Source organism: Peribacillus sp. B2I2 (assembly GCF_041261685.1).
Taxonomy (GTDB): Bacteria; Bacillota; Bacilli; order Bacillales; family DSM-1321; genus Peribacillus.
The window spans coordinates 1,147,330-1,162,989 of sequence record NZ_JBGCCB010000001.1 but is presented as its reverse complement, the minus strand read 5'-3'; the positions used below and the strand labels follow the sequence as shown (position 1 = coordinate 1,162,989).

Below are 15,660 nucleotides of genomic sequence, written 5' to 3'. Positions count from 1 at the left end.
CCTCCCGGTAATCATTGTATTCCTACACCTTTTCCACTATAACAAATCCGATTGCGAATTACACGTCATCCTATCAAAACAGTTACGAAACCTTGAAATAATCCGATGATTCCACCAAGTAAGGCCCCGTGGTATGTGATCATCGACAATTCCTTTTTAGTGATGTAAACGACCATGTCCTCAAGCCGGGACACCGAAAATGACGAAACTTGCTCTTCCACGAAGATCGGGACACCCTTTTCCACAATGCTGTTCGAAAAATTGGCAGTCAATTCACGAACCGGGTTATTCATCATACCAGCGAGAGGCATCATTTCTGCCGTTTTTTCTTTAATCAATTGTTTTATCGTTTCCTTACCAATCATTCCCTCGATTTTCTCTAGATCCCATTTCTCGAGATTTCCCCACTCTTTCACCATCATCACTGACAATGTATCAATTGTTCGAGATTGTTCTAAGAATTTAATGATTTCCGGTTGGATCTTATCAATTAACTTTTCGTTTCCAATGAACATCTGAATTAAATTGATCAGCTTACTTACCCCGTTCCTTGAAAAAATCATCCAACATATCTTCAAGACGGCTTTTGCCTTCTGCACTGCCAAAATACTCTTTTCCCTTTTTCACGATGAAACGTGACAAATCAGGAATCGAGTCGAGGGCTTTTTGCTGAATGTGAGACGGGACGATATCCTTCAGGCTCTTGCTCCGATTCTCTTCCGACCATGTTTCATATTTACCAAGAATGAATGCTTGTAACCTCTGGTCTAACGTGAATGACGAATTCTTCATTCCCAATTGATCAAGCAATTGAGTTGCACTTTTTTCCGTGGACAATGCTTTCTTTACTTCTGCCTGAACAAAAATTTTCATATTCTGTATAGAGGCATCATTGATGACTTTGCTTTGAATGCTATCTAGGGTGATTAAATGATCAACCACCAATTTGCCTAACTGTTTGGCTAACTCACCCTGCCGCTTCGGAATCAACCCTGGTGTCTACAGCAACTGTTTCCCGAAAATATAGATTGGTTTATAAGGTCCGAACAGCATTCTGATAGCTAATAAATTAGTGAAGCACCCTATTACAGCACCTACGACGACCATAAACAGTATCTTTACCCAAAACTCACCCATGAAATTTCTCCTTTTATTGCTTAAATAGAGGCTTGATGACACCTTCTATTTAAAAAAACATAGAATGTGTTATCCACATTTGCCCATCATTAAATGATAAAAGGATATCAAACTTAGTGCAAACGGGGAATTATTATGAACCTTAACCATCAGAAAGTTTTCATTACGGTAAATCCCGCAGAGACTAGAAAGAAGGCGCTACTGTTTATCGAAGAAAAACTATTTGAGGAATGGGGCCTTCAATTTGGAGAACCCTTGACGATCATGGCTGGATGCCGTTCGGTCCCGGTACTTGTCCAGCCGTTCCCGTCATCCCAGCCTACATTGAAACTTTCATATGATATGAACCAAACTTTATCCTTACCCGTTTTATCCGATCCAATCTCCATCTCATACCATGCGGAGGGACGGTCAATTAAAATAGGCCCGTTCTTCGCTTCACTCATGAACCAGACTCCCTTGCAAGACGGGACATTCGGCGAGATGGAAAAATTTTATCAGGAAATGAAATCATATTGTAATCAGCAGGGCGTCCCCTTCTATTTAGTAAAATTGCAGTCTCTTCAAGATGGAGTTGTGGAAGGCTACCTGCCAGGGCAAGATGGCTGGCAAACCTTGCCCCTCCCCATTCCTGATGTTTTTTATAACCGGATACACTCGCGCAAACTTGAGGAATCGCATTCTTTCAAGCTATTTAAAACTGAACTGGAGGAACGGTCAATACCGATGTTCAATGGAAGGTTCCTCTCCAAACATGATGTACATGAGCTGCTAATCTTAGAAGATGACCTGTTGCCAAATTTGCCAGAGACGATACTTTTTAACCAAAAGGAATCTTTCTTGACATTTATAGAAAAGCATTCGGTAATCTACTTTAAACCCACATCAGGCAGCCAAGGCAGGAATATTTGCAGATTAACGCAAGTGGCTGAAAAATGGAAAATCGAGCAATCCGGGCATCTCCAAGATGTACATTTTGCTGATACGGATGAAAAGTTGTACGAAACCTTAAAAATATTTTCCAGAAAACAAGCCTTCATTCTTCAAAAAGGGATTTCCCTATTCGAAACCGATCAGAGAAAAGTTGATTTTCGCATACTTCTTCACCGGAACGATCAGCTTGAATGGAAAGTTTCATCAATGGTTGCCCGGATTGGGGACCCTGGTACTATCGTTTCCAATCTTGCACAAGGCGGATTGATGAAAAATGGGCCGGATTTTCTAAAGGAAGCATTTGACCTTCAGGACGCCAGCCGCATATATCAAAAGCTCGTACGGCTGGCTAACAACACTGCCCAGGCCTTGGTCGAAAACCAAGACGATTCATTCGGTGAACTAGGTATCGATTTAGCACTGGATACCGATAGCCATCCATGGATCATCGAAGTGAATTCAAAACCTTCGAAAAAATTTCATGGCAACTATGAAACGTTTCGTCCATCAGTAAAATCCATCATAGATTTCATGCTTGCCCTTAACCGCGAAAACCATCGATAAAAGGAGTTGCTAGCACGTGTTAATAGGATTAATGGCCGCGTCGGATACACATGAAAACAACTACTTCACCGAAATAGCCAAAAACGCTAAATCATTTAATATGAAAGTTTGTAAATTCTCACCGGAAAATATTGATATGGATCTGAAAAAAGTGCGCGGCGAGCGTTTTGATGCCGAGAACGAAACTTGGATCACCACATCTTTTGATTTACCTGATTTTGTATATGATCGCTGTTTTCACGGATTAGTCCGTGAGTCTACGGAAACACGACACAAAATCGATTGGTTAAAAGAAAACTCGAATTTCTTAGGGCTGGGCCTTCCTGGTAAGTGGGAAGTGTACCAAATCCTAAAAAACCATCCACACCTGCAGGCATTTTTTCCAGAGACCGTAAAAGTGACGACACCTGAAGATATTACCGATCATTTGGAACGCCTGTATAAAATCATCATCAAACCTGAATTCGGTGCAGGTGGTACAGGAATCTATCTTCTTTCAAAAACCGAAGACGGGACCTTGGTTTCCATGACGAAAAAGGGCACCAAATATGACCGCCAATTCTCCTCCAAATCTCAGCTTAACAAATGGCTGCAGCATTTATTAAATCGATACCGTTACCTCTGCCAGCCATATTTGGAACTTCGCAACCAAAATAACGAGCCATTCGATTTACGGATCTTACTTCAAAAAAACGAGAAGAATCAATGGATGGAACGGGGACGCGGAATTCGTACGGGACAAAAGGACGGAATTACCTCAAATCTTGCCACAGGCGGGGAAGCCATTTCATTGGATACTTTCAACAAAAGGAACCCGGAAACGTTTTCGAATGCTGTCGAACAAAAGATTCAGCATATCCTTCGCACCCTGCCCGTAAAAACCGAAGCTGTCTTTGAAAGGTTATTCGAGTTGGGGATTGATCTAGGCATCGATAAAAAAGGCCAAATATGGATAATGGATATTAACTCGAAGCCCGGAAGGAAAATCATTCAGGCACTTCAGCCGGAGACCATGAAAGATATTCATCGCGCACCGTTTCAATATAGCCAGTATTTAGCCGAACATCTTCAGAAAGCAGGTGAATAGAAAGTGAGAAAGACTTATCCTGCCGAAATTGCCGCTATCCCTGGCAATGTTCTCTACTATCCTTCAGAGCTTGGAGATTTGGCAGAGATTGAATTAATTTATTTCGGACGACATTCATGTCCTGCCATCGTCAAACAAAACCCGGCCGTCAATCAATCAATCGTCCTATCGGAAAGTCTTGCGGAATCGCTTATATTCGATCATACCGATATTCCCCTTCATTTATTCATATACGGCAAGAGCATCCATATCGGACCGCTTGTCGGAATCTTTTCCTCAGGATTCACCGGCCTTTCAAACAAACCATTAGGGGAGAGAACGGAATTTTTCGCAAAGCTCCTTTCGCTTAGCAGGACCACAGGCTGTATCCCCTTTGTTTTTGGAGAGAATGTAATCAATTGGGATGAGGAGACAATCAAAGGTTATGTGTTTGATAACGATGACTGGCACATTAATGAATTTCCTTTTCCTAATGTCATCTATGACCGTCTCCCAAACCGGTTGACGGAAAACCGCGATGGACCCAAAGAAGTGAAGCAGAAATTTCAAAAAGAATATACCATTCCATGGTATAATCCTGGTTTTTTCAATAAATGGGATGTAAATGAAAGGTTATGCGCAGATGAGCGGGCACTGCCTTATTTGCCGGAAACGTATCCATTTCAATCCATGTCCGTGGTGGAAACCCTTCTTTCCCATTACCGTCAAGTTTATATAAAGCCCATTCACGGCAGCCTCGGTCTAGGGATTCACCAAATTCTTTATGATAAGCATGAGGATGTTTACTATTGCCGCTATACAAATGAAGCAAAAGAAAATAAACTGCAAAAGTTTTCCACTTTGGAAGCCATTGTTAAACATATTTTTCACGACCGGCCGCTTGAGAACCTTATCGTGCAGCAGGGCATCCCATTAATTCGATCTGAAAAACGTCCAGTGGATTTCCGGGTCCATACGAACAAGGACAGTAATGGAAAATGGCAGGTGTCCGCGATTGCAGCAAAAATCGCTGGTGCCGGTAGCGTCACGACCCATATTAAAAGCGGGGGTGTCATCAAAACGGTCGCCGAATTGTTTGGAGATGACGATGAAGCGAAAGAAGTCGAACGAAAGCTATCGGAAGCCGCACTGATTCTAAGTGACAGTATAGAAAAGAACTTGGACGGCATCATTGCAGAAATAGGATTTGATTTTGGATTGGATAAAAAAGGGCAGGTTTGGATGTTTGAAGCCAATTCCAAACCTGGACGTTCCATCTTCTCCCATCCAAAACTCAAGGATTTCGAACTGCTGACCAGAAAGCTCAGCCTTGATTATGCCATTTACCTTACGGAACAGACGATTACGAAATCAATCAGTGTGCCGCGATGAACATTTTTTACGATATCCGCACTGAAAATTGGCACCACACTCATGAGAATGCGGATCTTTTCGCCGGGTCTGCCAAAGAGGAGATCAGCTATAAAAAGGACCATTCGAATCACCCCCTAATTCCTATCACCATATTTCCAGGTAACCGGATGCTTGTCGTCGGAATACTGACTGTTTCCAATCCCAAAAAGGAATCAGGTTTGGGTGGAAACCTGACCCTTTTTCGGGACCTATCCTTATATTTATTGGAACACGGGATTTTGACTTATGCTTTCACAGGAAATGCCCTGCATTCCGAGTCGTTGAGAGGGTATGTTTTTTCCTCCACTTCAAACAAATGGATCGAGTGTAAGATGCCCCTCCCTGACATCGTCTATAACCGTATCCCATCGAGTGGGCTATGAGGCTTCAGAAGAATTCCAGCGTCTCATCAACCACTTTAAAGAATATCGAATAAACCTTTTCAACCCTTGTTTTATAGATAAATATGTAATGTTCGAAGCATTAACGGAAGACGGGGCCCTCACCACTCACCTCCCCCCCACCATGATCCTGCGGAACAGCGATTGCTTGGATGCTTTCCTCGAAACCCACAGACATATTTACCTTAAACCATGCAAAGGAAGCCAAGGGAAGGGCATTTATACCATCATCAAAAATCCTGATGAGACACTTTTGTTCAATAGCCTAAAGCATAGTGAGTCCTTTCCGGATTTCACTTCATTCTGGGAAACAAAAAAAAGGGATTTATTAAAAAGAAGCTACCTTGCTCAAGAGGCGATCATACCGAAAAAAATTTTTGGTCATCGTTACGATTACCGAATTCTCGTCCATTATGAAAAAGGTTTTTATAAAGTGACCGGCAAAGCAGTAAGGATGTCACAAACTCAGGAAATCACCACCCACACTCCCCGAGGGGGTAAGCTTTTTCCTTATCAAGACCTGCAATCAAGAAGCTTGAATCAAAAATTAGCGAATATCGCCCAAAAATGCGGTGAGACTCTTTCGAAAAAAATCGGGTTTCTCGGAGAATTTTCCATTGATGTAGGGGAAGATGAATCGGGTTCGCTCTTCATATACGAAGTGAACTCAAAACCCATGCAGTTCGATGAAGAGGAAATTGAAGCTAACCGGCTTTTGCATTTAAAAAATCTTTTCATTGAATTGACTTTTTCCAACCTGACAATAAAATGACACCTCCAGCTGCCGTTTTACATTATAATGATATGAAAGACAGCATATATGGAGGTTATACATATGATCACCCATTTTCAGTGGGCACCACTGCATAAGAATCTGCCAGGATGGAAAATTTCATTTTATTTCAAAAAGGAGGCAATCAAAGCCTTATACCATAAAGATGGTTCCATCGAATGGACAGCCAACCCACCTTCCGAAACAGATGAAACCCAACTCAAAAGCATGATCCATGACTTAATGGTCTACCATGTATATGAATGAGCCCTTTCCCCTTTTTCATTCATTAACCCCCTGAACGGAATAAAAATCCCTCCTTTGCCTAAACTAAAGAAAAGGCTAGGAGGGATTTATTTTGGATAAAGAAAAAATGACATTTTTGAAGGATACCGAATATGATGGCAAGGATTCCGTTTTCCTCGATATCGATCGAATAATCAATGAAGGAATGGCAGGCGGAAATGTGTATGAAGTCGCTAACCTTCAGAACATCGAGGAAGCACATGATTTTTATGATGAAACAGATCCCAATATCAATAAATAAACACTCGTGGGCTCCCTTTTTGGGGAGCTCCACTATATTCCCCACTATCAAATGTTTTTTTATGTAAAGCACCCCCTCCATAAAAAACAACTTCCCGGATGGAAGTTGTTTGAGTGCAAACTAAATATTACAACATGCTGTCTGCTTGCCTTTTCCAATTCCCGCATTCTATCCCCCGCAGGCATTTGGTATTATGCTAAAAGCAGTAATATCAGAGCTCGTCCTTTCAATATCTATTGTTAATATTCAAATAGTTCCATTCTCCCTATCATTCAAAACATTTTCGTTTAATATCGAAGTTATGATATGCTCTGAATCCCATTCATGTCCAGATATCTCGATAAGGGGATAGCGATTCGGTAAAACGACTTGCTGGATTTCATGGACTGTATGCCCTTGATCATGTAAGCGTAAAATTTCACCTTGGAGGTTTTCCAAATATTCGAGTTTTTTTCGAAACATTTCCTTTCCGTCTGGCACATGCCCAGCATGGCAGCAAAACACTTCCCCAAAGTCATATCGGAGTAATTTTTTTATGGAATCGATGATGATCGGGACAGACTCTTCCCGTAAGATAAGCTTTGTTTTTGGTGTTACGAAAAGGTCTCCTGAAAAGAGCATGCCAGTGCTGTGATTCAAATACACCATATGGTCCTTCGCATGACCAGGGGTAAAAATCGGCTCCCACGTTTGGGTGCGGGAATGAATGGCCTTGCCTAGCGGCTCAGCCTTAAAGGCGTCTCTTTTTCCCCAAAACATTTTACGATATTCAGGATATTCAGCATCCTTCGCACAAGCATCAACCGACATCGGATGAATGAATATCGGAACCTTTTTATGTTCCTTTATCCAGGCAGCGCCTCCCGTATGGTCCTCATGATAGTGCGTAAGGGCAACTGCATCGAAGTCTGCGGACTCATAGAATGGAATAAGTCCTTCCAATAAAATCTGTGCGCCAGTATCTATCAATAGCCCATCCGTTAAAAAAACATAGACACTCATCCCCGACTTGATCCCGCCAGGAGTCCCGTGCACACAAACCACATCATTTACCGTCTTAATCTCTATCATGCATTTCCACCCCATCATTGTACAAAAATAGTTTTTTCTCCCTTTTTCACTTTATTATAATAAATGTATTATCTCTTTACCCTTTTGACAAGGAAATAATGGAATATCTGGATGTAAAAGACGGATTATTGACTCAGAGCCCTTTTGACTGGAATGGTTTTAATGAACCGCACGGAACATTATCGAAAAAAAACTATCACCAAATCACAGAAACGATTGACATTGTGGAATTTTACAAATATTATAGATTATATTATAAAACTTGAAATATTCTAAAATAATAATTTACTTATCAAGAGTGACGGAGGGATCAGGCCCTGTGATGTCCGGCAACCGCCCTTCGGGAACGGTGCCACTTCCTGCAGAATGTTTGCATTCTGAAAGATAAGACGAGATATAATTTCGCTGCCTCTTTCTGAATGATAGAGGCAGTTTTTTATGTTTAAGGGGGAAGGATCATGATTGAAATCCGTTCAGTCCGAAAGGAATACATCACGAAGAAAAACCGAGTTATCGGAGTGGATAACGTATCTTTAACCATTCAAAAAGGCGAAGTGTATGGAATTGTCGGCTACAGCGGAGCTGGAAAAAGCTCATTACTCCGCTGCTTGAATTTGCTTGAACGTCCGACAGCTGGAAATATCATCATTGACGGCATTGATTTAACCTCTTTATCAAGTAAAGAGCTTCGTAAACAACGTCAAAAAATCGGAATGATATTTCAACACTTTTCCTTGGTCAGTTCAAAAACCGTTTATGAAAATGTCGCTTTCGCCTTAAAGGCCGCGCATCAATCGAAGGACGCCATCAGGTTACGTGTATTGGAATTGCTGGAAATCGTAGGTCTCAGTGATAAAAAAGATGTCTATCCGGCACAGCTTAGCGGTGGACAGAAGCAACGGGTCGGCATAGCCCGGGCCTTAGCAAATGACCCCACCGTACTGTTATGTGATGAAGCGACTTCAGCCCTTGATCCAACAACAACAAAAGCGATTTTACAGTTATTAAAAAAGATAAGCAGGGAGCTCGGGATCACCATCGTGTTGATTACACATGAAATGGAAGTGGTCAAAGAACTATGCCACCGAGTCGCCGTCATGCAAGATGGGCGGGTAATTGAAGAAGGTTCCGTTTATGAAATATTTTCACAGCCAAAGCAGGAATTAACGAAGCAATTCATCAGCAGTGTATTGGATTTCGAACTTCCCTCACATTTGATTGAAGAAAGTAAAGGAACGATTATTAAAATTCAATTCGAAGGGCAAACCGCCGGTGAATCGATTCTCTCCGACGCTCTCCAATCCCATTCAGTAAAGGGGAATATCCTGCACGGTAAAATTGAGTATATTCAGGATGTCCCTTTAGGCATCTTGATCATTGAGTTAATCGGTGAGGCCGCTGAAATTCATTCGGCATTGGAATATATAAAAAATCGTTCCAATTCTGTGGAGGTGTTAAAACATGTCATTTCTTGATTCCATCGTCAATATTTTACCTGATCTTAATAAAGCCTTTCTTGAAACAATTTATATGGTCGGCGTTTCCCTTGCGGTAGCCCTTCTGATAGGTTTACCACTTGGAGTATTGCTGTTTACGACAACTAGGAATTTATTCTTTGAAAATAGCGTCGTGAATCGATCACTCGGTTTCGCAGTCAATATTGTCCGTTCAATCCCGTTCATCATTCTCTTGGTCGCCCTCCTTCCTTTAACGGAACTGCTTACTGGATCGACGATAGGGCCAAGAGCGGCTTCTGTTTCCCTGTCCGTATCCGCGATACCTTTTTTTGCAAGGATCGTGGAATCGGCATTACGTGAAATAGACAAAGGAGTGATTGAAGCTGCAATTGCCGTGGGGGCCACTCCATGGATGATCATCAAGGATGTACTTCTTCCGGAGGCAAAACCGGGAATCATTCAGGGGCTGACATTAACGACCATTTCACTGATCGGTTACTCAGCAATGGCAGGGACAATCGGCGGAGGGGGAATTGGTGACCTGGCCATCAGGTACGGCTATTACCGTTATGACAACACGGTCATGATCACGACGATCGTCGTGTTGATCTGCCTTGTACAAATCATTCAAATGGTTGGTGACAAAGCCTCATACTTAGTTAACAAACGATAGAATCAGTCATTTTTTCAATGATTCAATACATATATTTCAGGAGGAATTTCAAATGAAGAAGATAGCTTCGTTATTATCAGTCTGTGCACTTGCCCTTGGCTTGGCAGCTTGCGGAAGCGATGATGCATCCCCAAAAACTGAAGACAAAAAAGAATTGAAGATCGGGGCGACTACCGGGCCATACGCCGATATGGTTAAAGAAGCAATCCAGCCAGGTCTGGAAGATCTCGGTTACAAAATAGAGATCGTAGAGTTCACCGACTATATCCAGCCGAATAAGTCGCTTGGCAACAACTCGATCGACGCCAACCTATTCCAGCATAAAGTGTACATGGATAACTTCGCTAAAGAAAATGATCTAACGCTTTCCGACCTTATCATAGTTCCAACAGCACCAATGGGCATATACTCGAACAAATATAAATCGTTGAAAGAAATTAAAGACGGTACATCCCTTGCATTGCCCAATGATCCGGTTAACCTTGCACGTGCACTTAAAGTGCTGGTTGATGAAAAATTGATCGAGGTTGACCCAGATGTAGACCCTTTAAAAATTTCTGAAAAGGATGTAACGGAAAATCCAAAAAACATCCAATTCAAGCCATTGGAATCCGCTCAATTGCCCCGCGCAACAGACAGTGTTGACCTATCAGCTGTCCCTGGTAATTTCGCTCTCGCAGCGAAAATGGACCTCCAGGATGCCCTTGTTTTAGAAAAGATGCCAGATATGTATCGAAACGTTGTTGCAGTGAATACAAAAGATGTAGACGCTCAATTTGCCAAAGATATTAAATCAGTAGTGGAATCCGCCCAGTTTGAAAAAGTGATCGATAGCAATTTTGCCGGATTCGGAAAACCAGATTGGATGAAATGATCAAATAATCGAGGCCTGCTTTCCCTTTTCAGGGAAACAGGCCTTTACATTAAGGAGAACGAATATGAATACCCTACTGGAAGTCCGCAGCGGCCCAGCCTATTATGCCTGTAAAGCTAATGTCCTTGAAACACTGGAAGCAAAACTGAGTAAAGCGAACATTCGTAAAGTGCTCGTTATTCATGGAAGAAAATCATGGAAAGTTGCAGAACCATTTTTTCCTTCTTTCGAAAATATTGAGACGATCTTTTTCACATACGACGGGGAATGCAGTGACCCGGAAATTGAACGCGTCAAGAAGTCAGCTCTTGAACAAGGTGTGGATGCATTAATCGGCATTGGAGGCGGTAAGCTGCTCGACCTCGCCAAATCGGCCGGAAACTCGCTTCAAAAGGAAATCATCCTCATTCCAACCCTAGCTTCCACCTGCGCTGCCTGGACACCGTTAAGTGTCATTTATGATGATAATGGTTCCTATGTCCGCTATGATATTCATGAAAAAAGCGCTTGGATGTTATTTATCGAACCGGGAATTCTATTGGATTCGCCTATTGGCTTTTTACGGGCAGGAATCGGCGATACATTGGCGAAATGGTATGAGGGCAATGCATTGGTCGAAAAACTTGCCACAAAGTCCGTTTGTATTGAATTGGCACATATGGCCGCAAGGCAATGTCAGGAAGTTTTATTGACATATGGCGAGGAAGCCCTAGCGGATTTGGAAAAGGGCAAATGGACAGACTCACTAAAACGTGTAATTGAAACGAACATCATCACCAGTGGTCTAGTTGGCGGCTTTGGTGACCAGTACCTGCGCATTGCCGGTGCCCACTCCATTCATAATGGCATGACTTCCATCACGCAAACGCATCATTTACTTCACGGGGAAAAAGTGGCATATGGCATTTTAGTCCAGCTTATGTTGGAAGGGAAATTCTCAGAAATCAAACAATTAATTCCATTCTACCAGGTGCTTAAAATGCCTATGACATTGTTTGATATTGGTCTGACGGTTGAACATAGGGCGGAACTTCAAGAGATTGCAGCCCACTCTGTCAAAGAAGGGGAAGGCATCCATCTTCTTTTCCCTGATATTAACCGGGAAAAAGTGACAGCAGCCATGGAAAACCTTGAAGTCCTCACAACTCACGCAAGCACATCCATGGACTGAAAAAACGATGGGGTTTTTCCCCATCGTTTTTTAATACATTAAGGAATCAAATCATAACATTGCTTGTTTCAAATCACCCTTTTCTCTATGTACCTATTATTAAACAAAATGTGGTGCCAATCCTTCAGTCTAATAAAAGAAGTTTTCATCAGACTGTCTGTTTCCATAATCGAAGGAGATCACTTTCATGTTGTCTGTGGATACCAGCTTTTCTATCAGCTGACTCTGGTCGATTCTTTTCCCAATCCCAAATATCTTCGAGTGTTTCAGAAAGCGGACGGAATGTTAGTCCATTATTGATGGCTTTATTGTTATCAAAAGCCAAAAATCCATTCAAAGGTTCCTTGGCTCCTGGAAAAGGGAACTCTTCCGGTATCCATAAAGGCATCTCTCCCCACGGCTCGACTTTATTGTCCATCAAGAACTTTTCAGATACCCATGTAAAGGCAGCATTGCTTCTTGTCACCTTTTTACAGTCTTCAAGTAAACGACCCATAGTTAGAGTGTAATCCGGTCCCACGGCGTTATATGCACCTGTCATACTTTTTTCTATCATTTGGATGATCCATTGAGCTAAGTCCCTTGCATCGATAAATTGGATTGGACGGCCAGGGCGTCCCGGGGATAAAACTTCTCCCCCTTCCGCTATTCTCTTAAGCCAGTATGGCAAACGGTCAGTGTAATCATAAGGACCTACTATTTGGCCAGCACGAATTGACAAGACTTTCCCCGGCAGTTCTTTTTCAGCTGCTTTTTCGCTCAATGATTTTAGCGGACCATAATATTCCCCGTATATCGGTCCAGCCGTCCCACGGGTGATTTCTTCTACTTTTGCATCATTTAGTATATGAACCGCTCCATTTTCATCAATGCCTGGTTTGCTAGGATCCTTATAAACTGAGCAGCTTGAAATATATGTATAATGTTTAACCTGATTCAGTAATCTGCAAGATTTCTCTACAGTTCGAGGGATAAAACCCGATGTGTCAATGACTGCATCCCAATGTCTTTCCTTCAACATTTCCAGATCCCCGTCGCGGTCCCCTCTTAATTGTTCGATTTCGCCAAAAACATCAGGGTTGCTTCCACGATTAAAAAGTGTGACATCATGCCCTTTCTCAATCGCAGCTTTAACTAAATACCGGCCTATAAACCGTGTACCACCCAATATTAAAATGTTCATACAATCGCCTCCTCTTAAACGATATTCCATAAAGCATATGCAAAACCCTTTCCTAAAATTAACAATACTTCCAACTTTTATTCCAACTCGCTTTAACCATGAATTTCCGTTTACCGGAATGATTTGACCTTGTCATGTCGTTTTTCTTAAAAACTAGTAATATTCTTAATCTTTTGCACTTTATTCTTTTTCGCTATAATGATATGGATATGAAGAAAGAAGGTGGAGACGATGCTTGAAAATCTTAAACAAAAATTCCCGAATGCTATTACCAATAAAATGGATACTGATGAAATTTCTGAATATGTTTGGTTCGAAGACTCTAGAAGTATACTTGGGATTCCCCGTTCAGAAATCACCGCAGAAGAAATCCGTTTATTGGAACTGCTATTTGCTCCTTGCATAAACCCGAATAATCCAAATACGTATCAAGACGTATCATGGAAAACTTTTTTATCCGAACCGAATGCACCATTGCCCTTAACAAGCTGGGAGAATGTTCGATTCATTCATTTCAAGCTGACTCATGCAGATTTTTCCAACTCCGATTTTGAAGACGCCTTCCTCGCTTTCGTTCCATCTGATGCAGCATTGGTCTGGGAAAATGAAACGTCAGGAATCTTGATTGAAACGGACAAGGATGAACCTTTATCAAATAAAGAACTAATCGCCATTTCTTCCACGCTTGAAAGTGACTTTTATGTAAAGACACGTATGTTCACCGGGCGCTTTCACCCTGTAAATCAAGACCTTCATCATCACAGGAACCAGGAGAAAAAATGTTTTTATTTGGCACAAGTGCATCTGCCGGATCTAAAGGTGGCTGATTTAGCAGACATCATCCCCCACTCATTAATAAATGACCTTTCCGTTACGAATGCAAAGTGGTATATCAATGAGATTCTCGGCAAGACCAAGCAGGATACTGAACTTATCAAAACGATCAAAACGTATATCGAATGTAATTCCAATGCCACCTATGCCGCCAAACAGCTTTATATACATCGGAACAGCTTACAATACCGGATAGATAAATTCTCTGAAAGAACTGGTCTCGATATTAGGAACTTTCGTCATGCCTTGACTGCGTACTTGATTCTTTTAATGAATGATTAATTTTCATTACAAACAGGGGTTTTCATCCTTTTTTGTGCAATGTGCCCATACTTTTTTCTAAACTGATAGCTTAGACTATATTTAATTAGTACAAGTAATCAATAGTTTAAAAGGGGGATTTTTCATGGCAGAGTTAGTATTGGATCATATATTCAAGATTTATGATAAAAAGGTGACAGCTGTTAAAGACTTCAACCTTCGTGTTGCCGATAAGGAATTCATAGTTTTTGTGGGACCTTCAGGCTGCGGCAAATCGACGACTTTACGGATGATTGCCGGACTGGAAGACATTTCCCAAGGGGATTTATTTATAGACGGCAAGCGAGTCAATGATGTCCCCCCTAAAGATCGTGATATTGCGATGGTTTTCCAGAACTATGCCTTATATCCACATATGTCCGTCTATGACAATATGGCATTTGGATTAAAACTCCGGAAAACGCCAAAAGCGGAGATCAAGCAAAGGGTCAATGAAGCTGCAAGGATCCTCGGACTTGAAGAGCTGCTAAATAGAAAACCGAAAGCCCTTTCAGGTGGTCAGCGCCAGCGTGTGGCACTAGGCCGTGCAATTGTAAGGGACGCAAAAGTATTTTTGATGGATGAGCCATTATCCAATCTCGACGCAAAGCTGCGGGTTCAAATGCGTGCTGAAATCGCAAAGCTACATAAACGTCTGGACACCACAACGATATATGTCACACATGACCAAACAGAGGCAATGACCATGGCGACACGTCTTGTCGTAATGAAAGATGGTATCATCCAACAGGTCGGTGCCCCAAAAGACGTTTACGAGAAACCCATAAACGTTTTCGTCGGCGGCTTCATCGGATCGCCTGCCATGAACTTCTTTACCGGAACATTAAAAGAAGGCATGTTTAAAATTGGTGAACAAACGTTTGAAATACCCGAATTGAAGATGAGAATGCTGCGTGATCAAGGATATGTCGGAAAAGAAATGATCTTTGGCATCCGTCCGGAGGATTTCCATAACGAAGGAGATTGCTTCACGGAGTCCCCCAACAGTATATTCACAACCCAAATTGATGTAGCCGAACTCATGGGCGCGGAGATCATGCTTTACTCCACATTAGAGGGGCAGGACTTCGTCGCACGGGTAGATGCCAAGAATATTATCCAGGCAGGCGAGAACATCAAACTAGCCCTTGACATGAATAAAGCACACTTTTTTGATAAAGGGACCGAACATCGCATTTTAGTTGAAGAGGACGAACAAATGCAGGAAAGCATGAAGTTATCTGCCAATTAAACGTAAAAAGAC

The 15,660-nt window shown here is 41.9% G+C and carries 19 protein-coding genes and 1 riboswitch; of the genes, 13 read left to right on the top strand and 6 right to left on the bottom strand.

Annotated elements, in window-relative coordinates; all coding sequences use genetic code 11:
• Nucleotides 1-65: 65 nt before the first annotated feature.
• From ABIE66_RS05875 to ABIE66_RS05860, 4 genes are all read right to left on the bottom strand, one after another.
• On the bottom strand, nt 66-563 hold the full coding sequence (locus tag ABIE66_RS05875; RefSeq protein ID WP_370014164.1) for a DUF445 family protein: 498 nt from the start codon (nt 561-563) through the stop codon (nt 66-68).
• On the bottom strand, nt 535-990 hold the full coding sequence (locus ABIE66_RS05870) for a DUF445 family protein (protein WP_370014163.1): 456 nt from the start codon (nt 988-990) through the stop codon (nt 535-537). The genes ABIE66_RS05875 and ABIE66_RS05870 overlap by 29 nt, the downstream gene beginning before the upstream one ends.
• 9 nt (nt 991-999) lie before the next feature.
• Nucleotides 1,000-1,137 carry a hypothetical protein gene (locus ABIE66_RS05865; RefSeq protein ID WP_370014162.1) on the bottom strand — a complete coding sequence of 46 codons (138 nt, stop codon included), beginning with the start codon at nt 1,135-1,137 and terminating at the stop codon, nt 1,000-1,002.
• 239 nt (nt 1,138-1,376) lie between these two features.
• Nucleotides 1,377-1,583, bottom strand: a complete 207-nt coding sequence (locus ABIE66_RS05860) for a hypothetical protein (RefSeq protein ID WP_370014161.1) — start codon at nt 1,581-1,583, stop codon at nt 1,377-1,379.
• On the opposite strand from ABIE66_RS05860, the gene ABIE66_RS05855 reads away from it, so the two are divergent.
• The 7 genes from ABIE66_RS05855 (at nt 1,582) to ABIE66_RS05825 (ending at nt 6,833) form a co-directional block, all read left to right on the top strand.
• On the top strand, nt 1,582-2,634 hold the full coding sequence (locus tag ABIE66_RS05855) for a YheC/YheD family endospore coat-associated protein (RefSeq protein WP_370014160.1): 1,053 nt from the start codon (nt 1,582-1,584) through the stop codon (nt 2,632-2,634). The genes ABIE66_RS05860 and ABIE66_RS05855 overlap by 2 nt on opposite strands.
• A 16-nt stretch (nt 2,635-2,650) precedes the next feature.
• On the top strand, nt 2,651-3,721 hold the full coding sequence (locus ABIE66_RS05850) for a YheC/YheD family endospore coat-associated protein (protein ID WP_370014159.1): 1,071 nt from the start codon (nt 2,651-2,653) through the stop codon (nt 3,719-3,721).
• A gap of 3 nt (nt 3,722-3,724) precedes the next feature.
• Nucleotides 3,725-5,092, top strand: coding sequence for a YheC/YheD family endospore coat-associated protein (locus ABIE66_RS05845; RefSeq protein WP_289324027.1), 1,368 nt, complete (start codon nt 3,725-3,727; stop codon nt 5,090-5,092).
• On the top strand, nt 5,089-5,496 hold the full coding sequence (locus ABIE66_RS05840; RefSeq protein WP_370014158.1) for a hypothetical protein: 408 nt from the start codon (nt 5,089-5,091) through the stop codon (nt 5,494-5,496). The genes ABIE66_RS05845 and ABIE66_RS05840 overlap by 4 nt, the downstream gene beginning before the upstream one ends.
• Nucleotides 5,405-6,286 (top strand): YheC/YheD family protein, encoded by an 882-nt coding sequence (locus ABIE66_RS05835; protein ID WP_370014157.1) that lies wholly within the window; start codon nt 5,405-5,407, stop codon nt 6,284-6,286. The genes ABIE66_RS05840 and ABIE66_RS05835 overlap by 92 nt, the downstream gene beginning before the upstream one ends.
• Nucleotides 6,287-6,349: 63 nt before the next feature.
• Nucleotides 6,350-6,553, top strand: a complete 204-nt coding sequence (locus ABIE66_RS05830; protein WP_289327251.1) for a YheE family protein — start codon at nt 6,350-6,352, stop codon at nt 6,551-6,553.
• Between the two features lie 91 nt (nt 6,554-6,644).
• On the top strand, nt 6,645-6,833 hold the full coding sequence (locus tag ABIE66_RS05825) for a hypothetical protein (RefSeq protein WP_061461991.1): 189 nt from the start codon (nt 6,645-6,647) through the stop codon (nt 6,831-6,833).
• Between the two features lie 246 nt (nt 6,834-7,079).
• On the opposite strand, the gene ABIE66_RS05820 is transcribed toward ABIE66_RS05825, so the two are convergent.
• Nucleotides 7,080-7,904, bottom strand: coding sequence for an MBL fold metallo-hydrolase (locus ABIE66_RS05820; protein ID WP_370014156.1), 825 nt, complete (start codon nt 7,902-7,904; stop codon nt 7,080-7,082).
• Between the two features lie 286 nt (nt 7,905-8,190).
• Nucleotides 8,191-8,295: riboswitch (SAM riboswitch) on the top strand.
• A gap of 67 nt (nt 8,296-8,362) precedes the next feature.
• On the opposite strand from ABIE66_RS05820, the gene ABIE66_RS05815 reads away from it, so the two are divergent.
• The 4 genes from ABIE66_RS05815 (at nt 8,363) to ABIE66_RS05800 (ending at nt 12,079) form a co-directional block, all read left to right on the top strand.
• Nucleotides 8,363-9,379, top strand: coding sequence for a methionine ABC transporter ATP-binding protein (locus tag ABIE66_RS05815; protein ID WP_289324024.1), 1,017 nt, complete (start codon nt 8,363-8,365; stop codon nt 9,377-9,379).
• On the top strand, nt 9,366-10,034 hold the full coding sequence (locus ABIE66_RS05810; protein ID WP_289317585.1) for a methionine ABC transporter permease: 669 nt from the start codon (nt 9,366-9,368) through the stop codon (nt 10,032-10,034). Before ABIE66_RS05815 ends, ABIE66_RS05810 begins: the two co-directional genes overlap by 14 nt.
• A gap of 52 nt (nt 10,035-10,086) precedes the next feature.
• Nucleotides 10,087-10,908 (top strand): MetQ/NlpA family ABC transporter substrate-binding protein, encoded by an 822-nt coding sequence (locus ABIE66_RS05805; RefSeq protein WP_289324023.1) that lies wholly within the window; start codon nt 10,087-10,089, stop codon nt 10,906-10,908.
• A gap of 64 nt (nt 10,909-10,972) precedes the next feature.
• Nucleotides 10,973-12,079: an iron-containing alcohol dehydrogenase family protein gene (locus tag ABIE66_RS05800; protein WP_370014155.1), complete on the top strand. Its 1,107-nt coding sequence runs from the start codon at nt 10,973-10,975 to the stop codon at nt 12,077-12,079.
• A gap of 148 nt (nt 12,080-12,227) precedes the next feature.
• Here the strand turns inward: ABIE66_RS05800 and ABIE66_RS05795 are convergent, their stop codons facing one another.
• Nucleotides 12,228-13,262, bottom strand: coding sequence for an NAD-dependent epimerase/dehydratase family protein (locus tag ABIE66_RS05795; protein ID WP_370014154.1), 1,035 nt, complete (start codon nt 13,260-13,262; stop codon nt 12,228-12,230).
• Between the two features lie 231 nt (nt 13,263-13,493).
• Between ABIE66_RS05795 and ABIE66_RS05790 the strand changes: the two genes are divergently transcribed.
• Complete coding sequence (locus ABIE66_RS05790; RefSeq protein ID WP_370014153.1) at nt 13,494-14,378, top strand: PucR family transcriptional regulator; 885 nt, start codon at nt 13,494-13,496, stop codon at nt 14,376-14,378.
• 124 nt (nt 14,379-14,502) lie between these two features.
• On the top strand, nt 14,503-15,648 hold the full coding sequence (locus tag ABIE66_RS05785) for an ABC transporter ATP-binding protein (protein WP_289324019.1): 1,146 nt from the start codon (nt 14,503-14,505) through the stop codon (nt 15,646-15,648).
• Nucleotides 15,649-15,660: the final 12 nt, after the last annotated feature.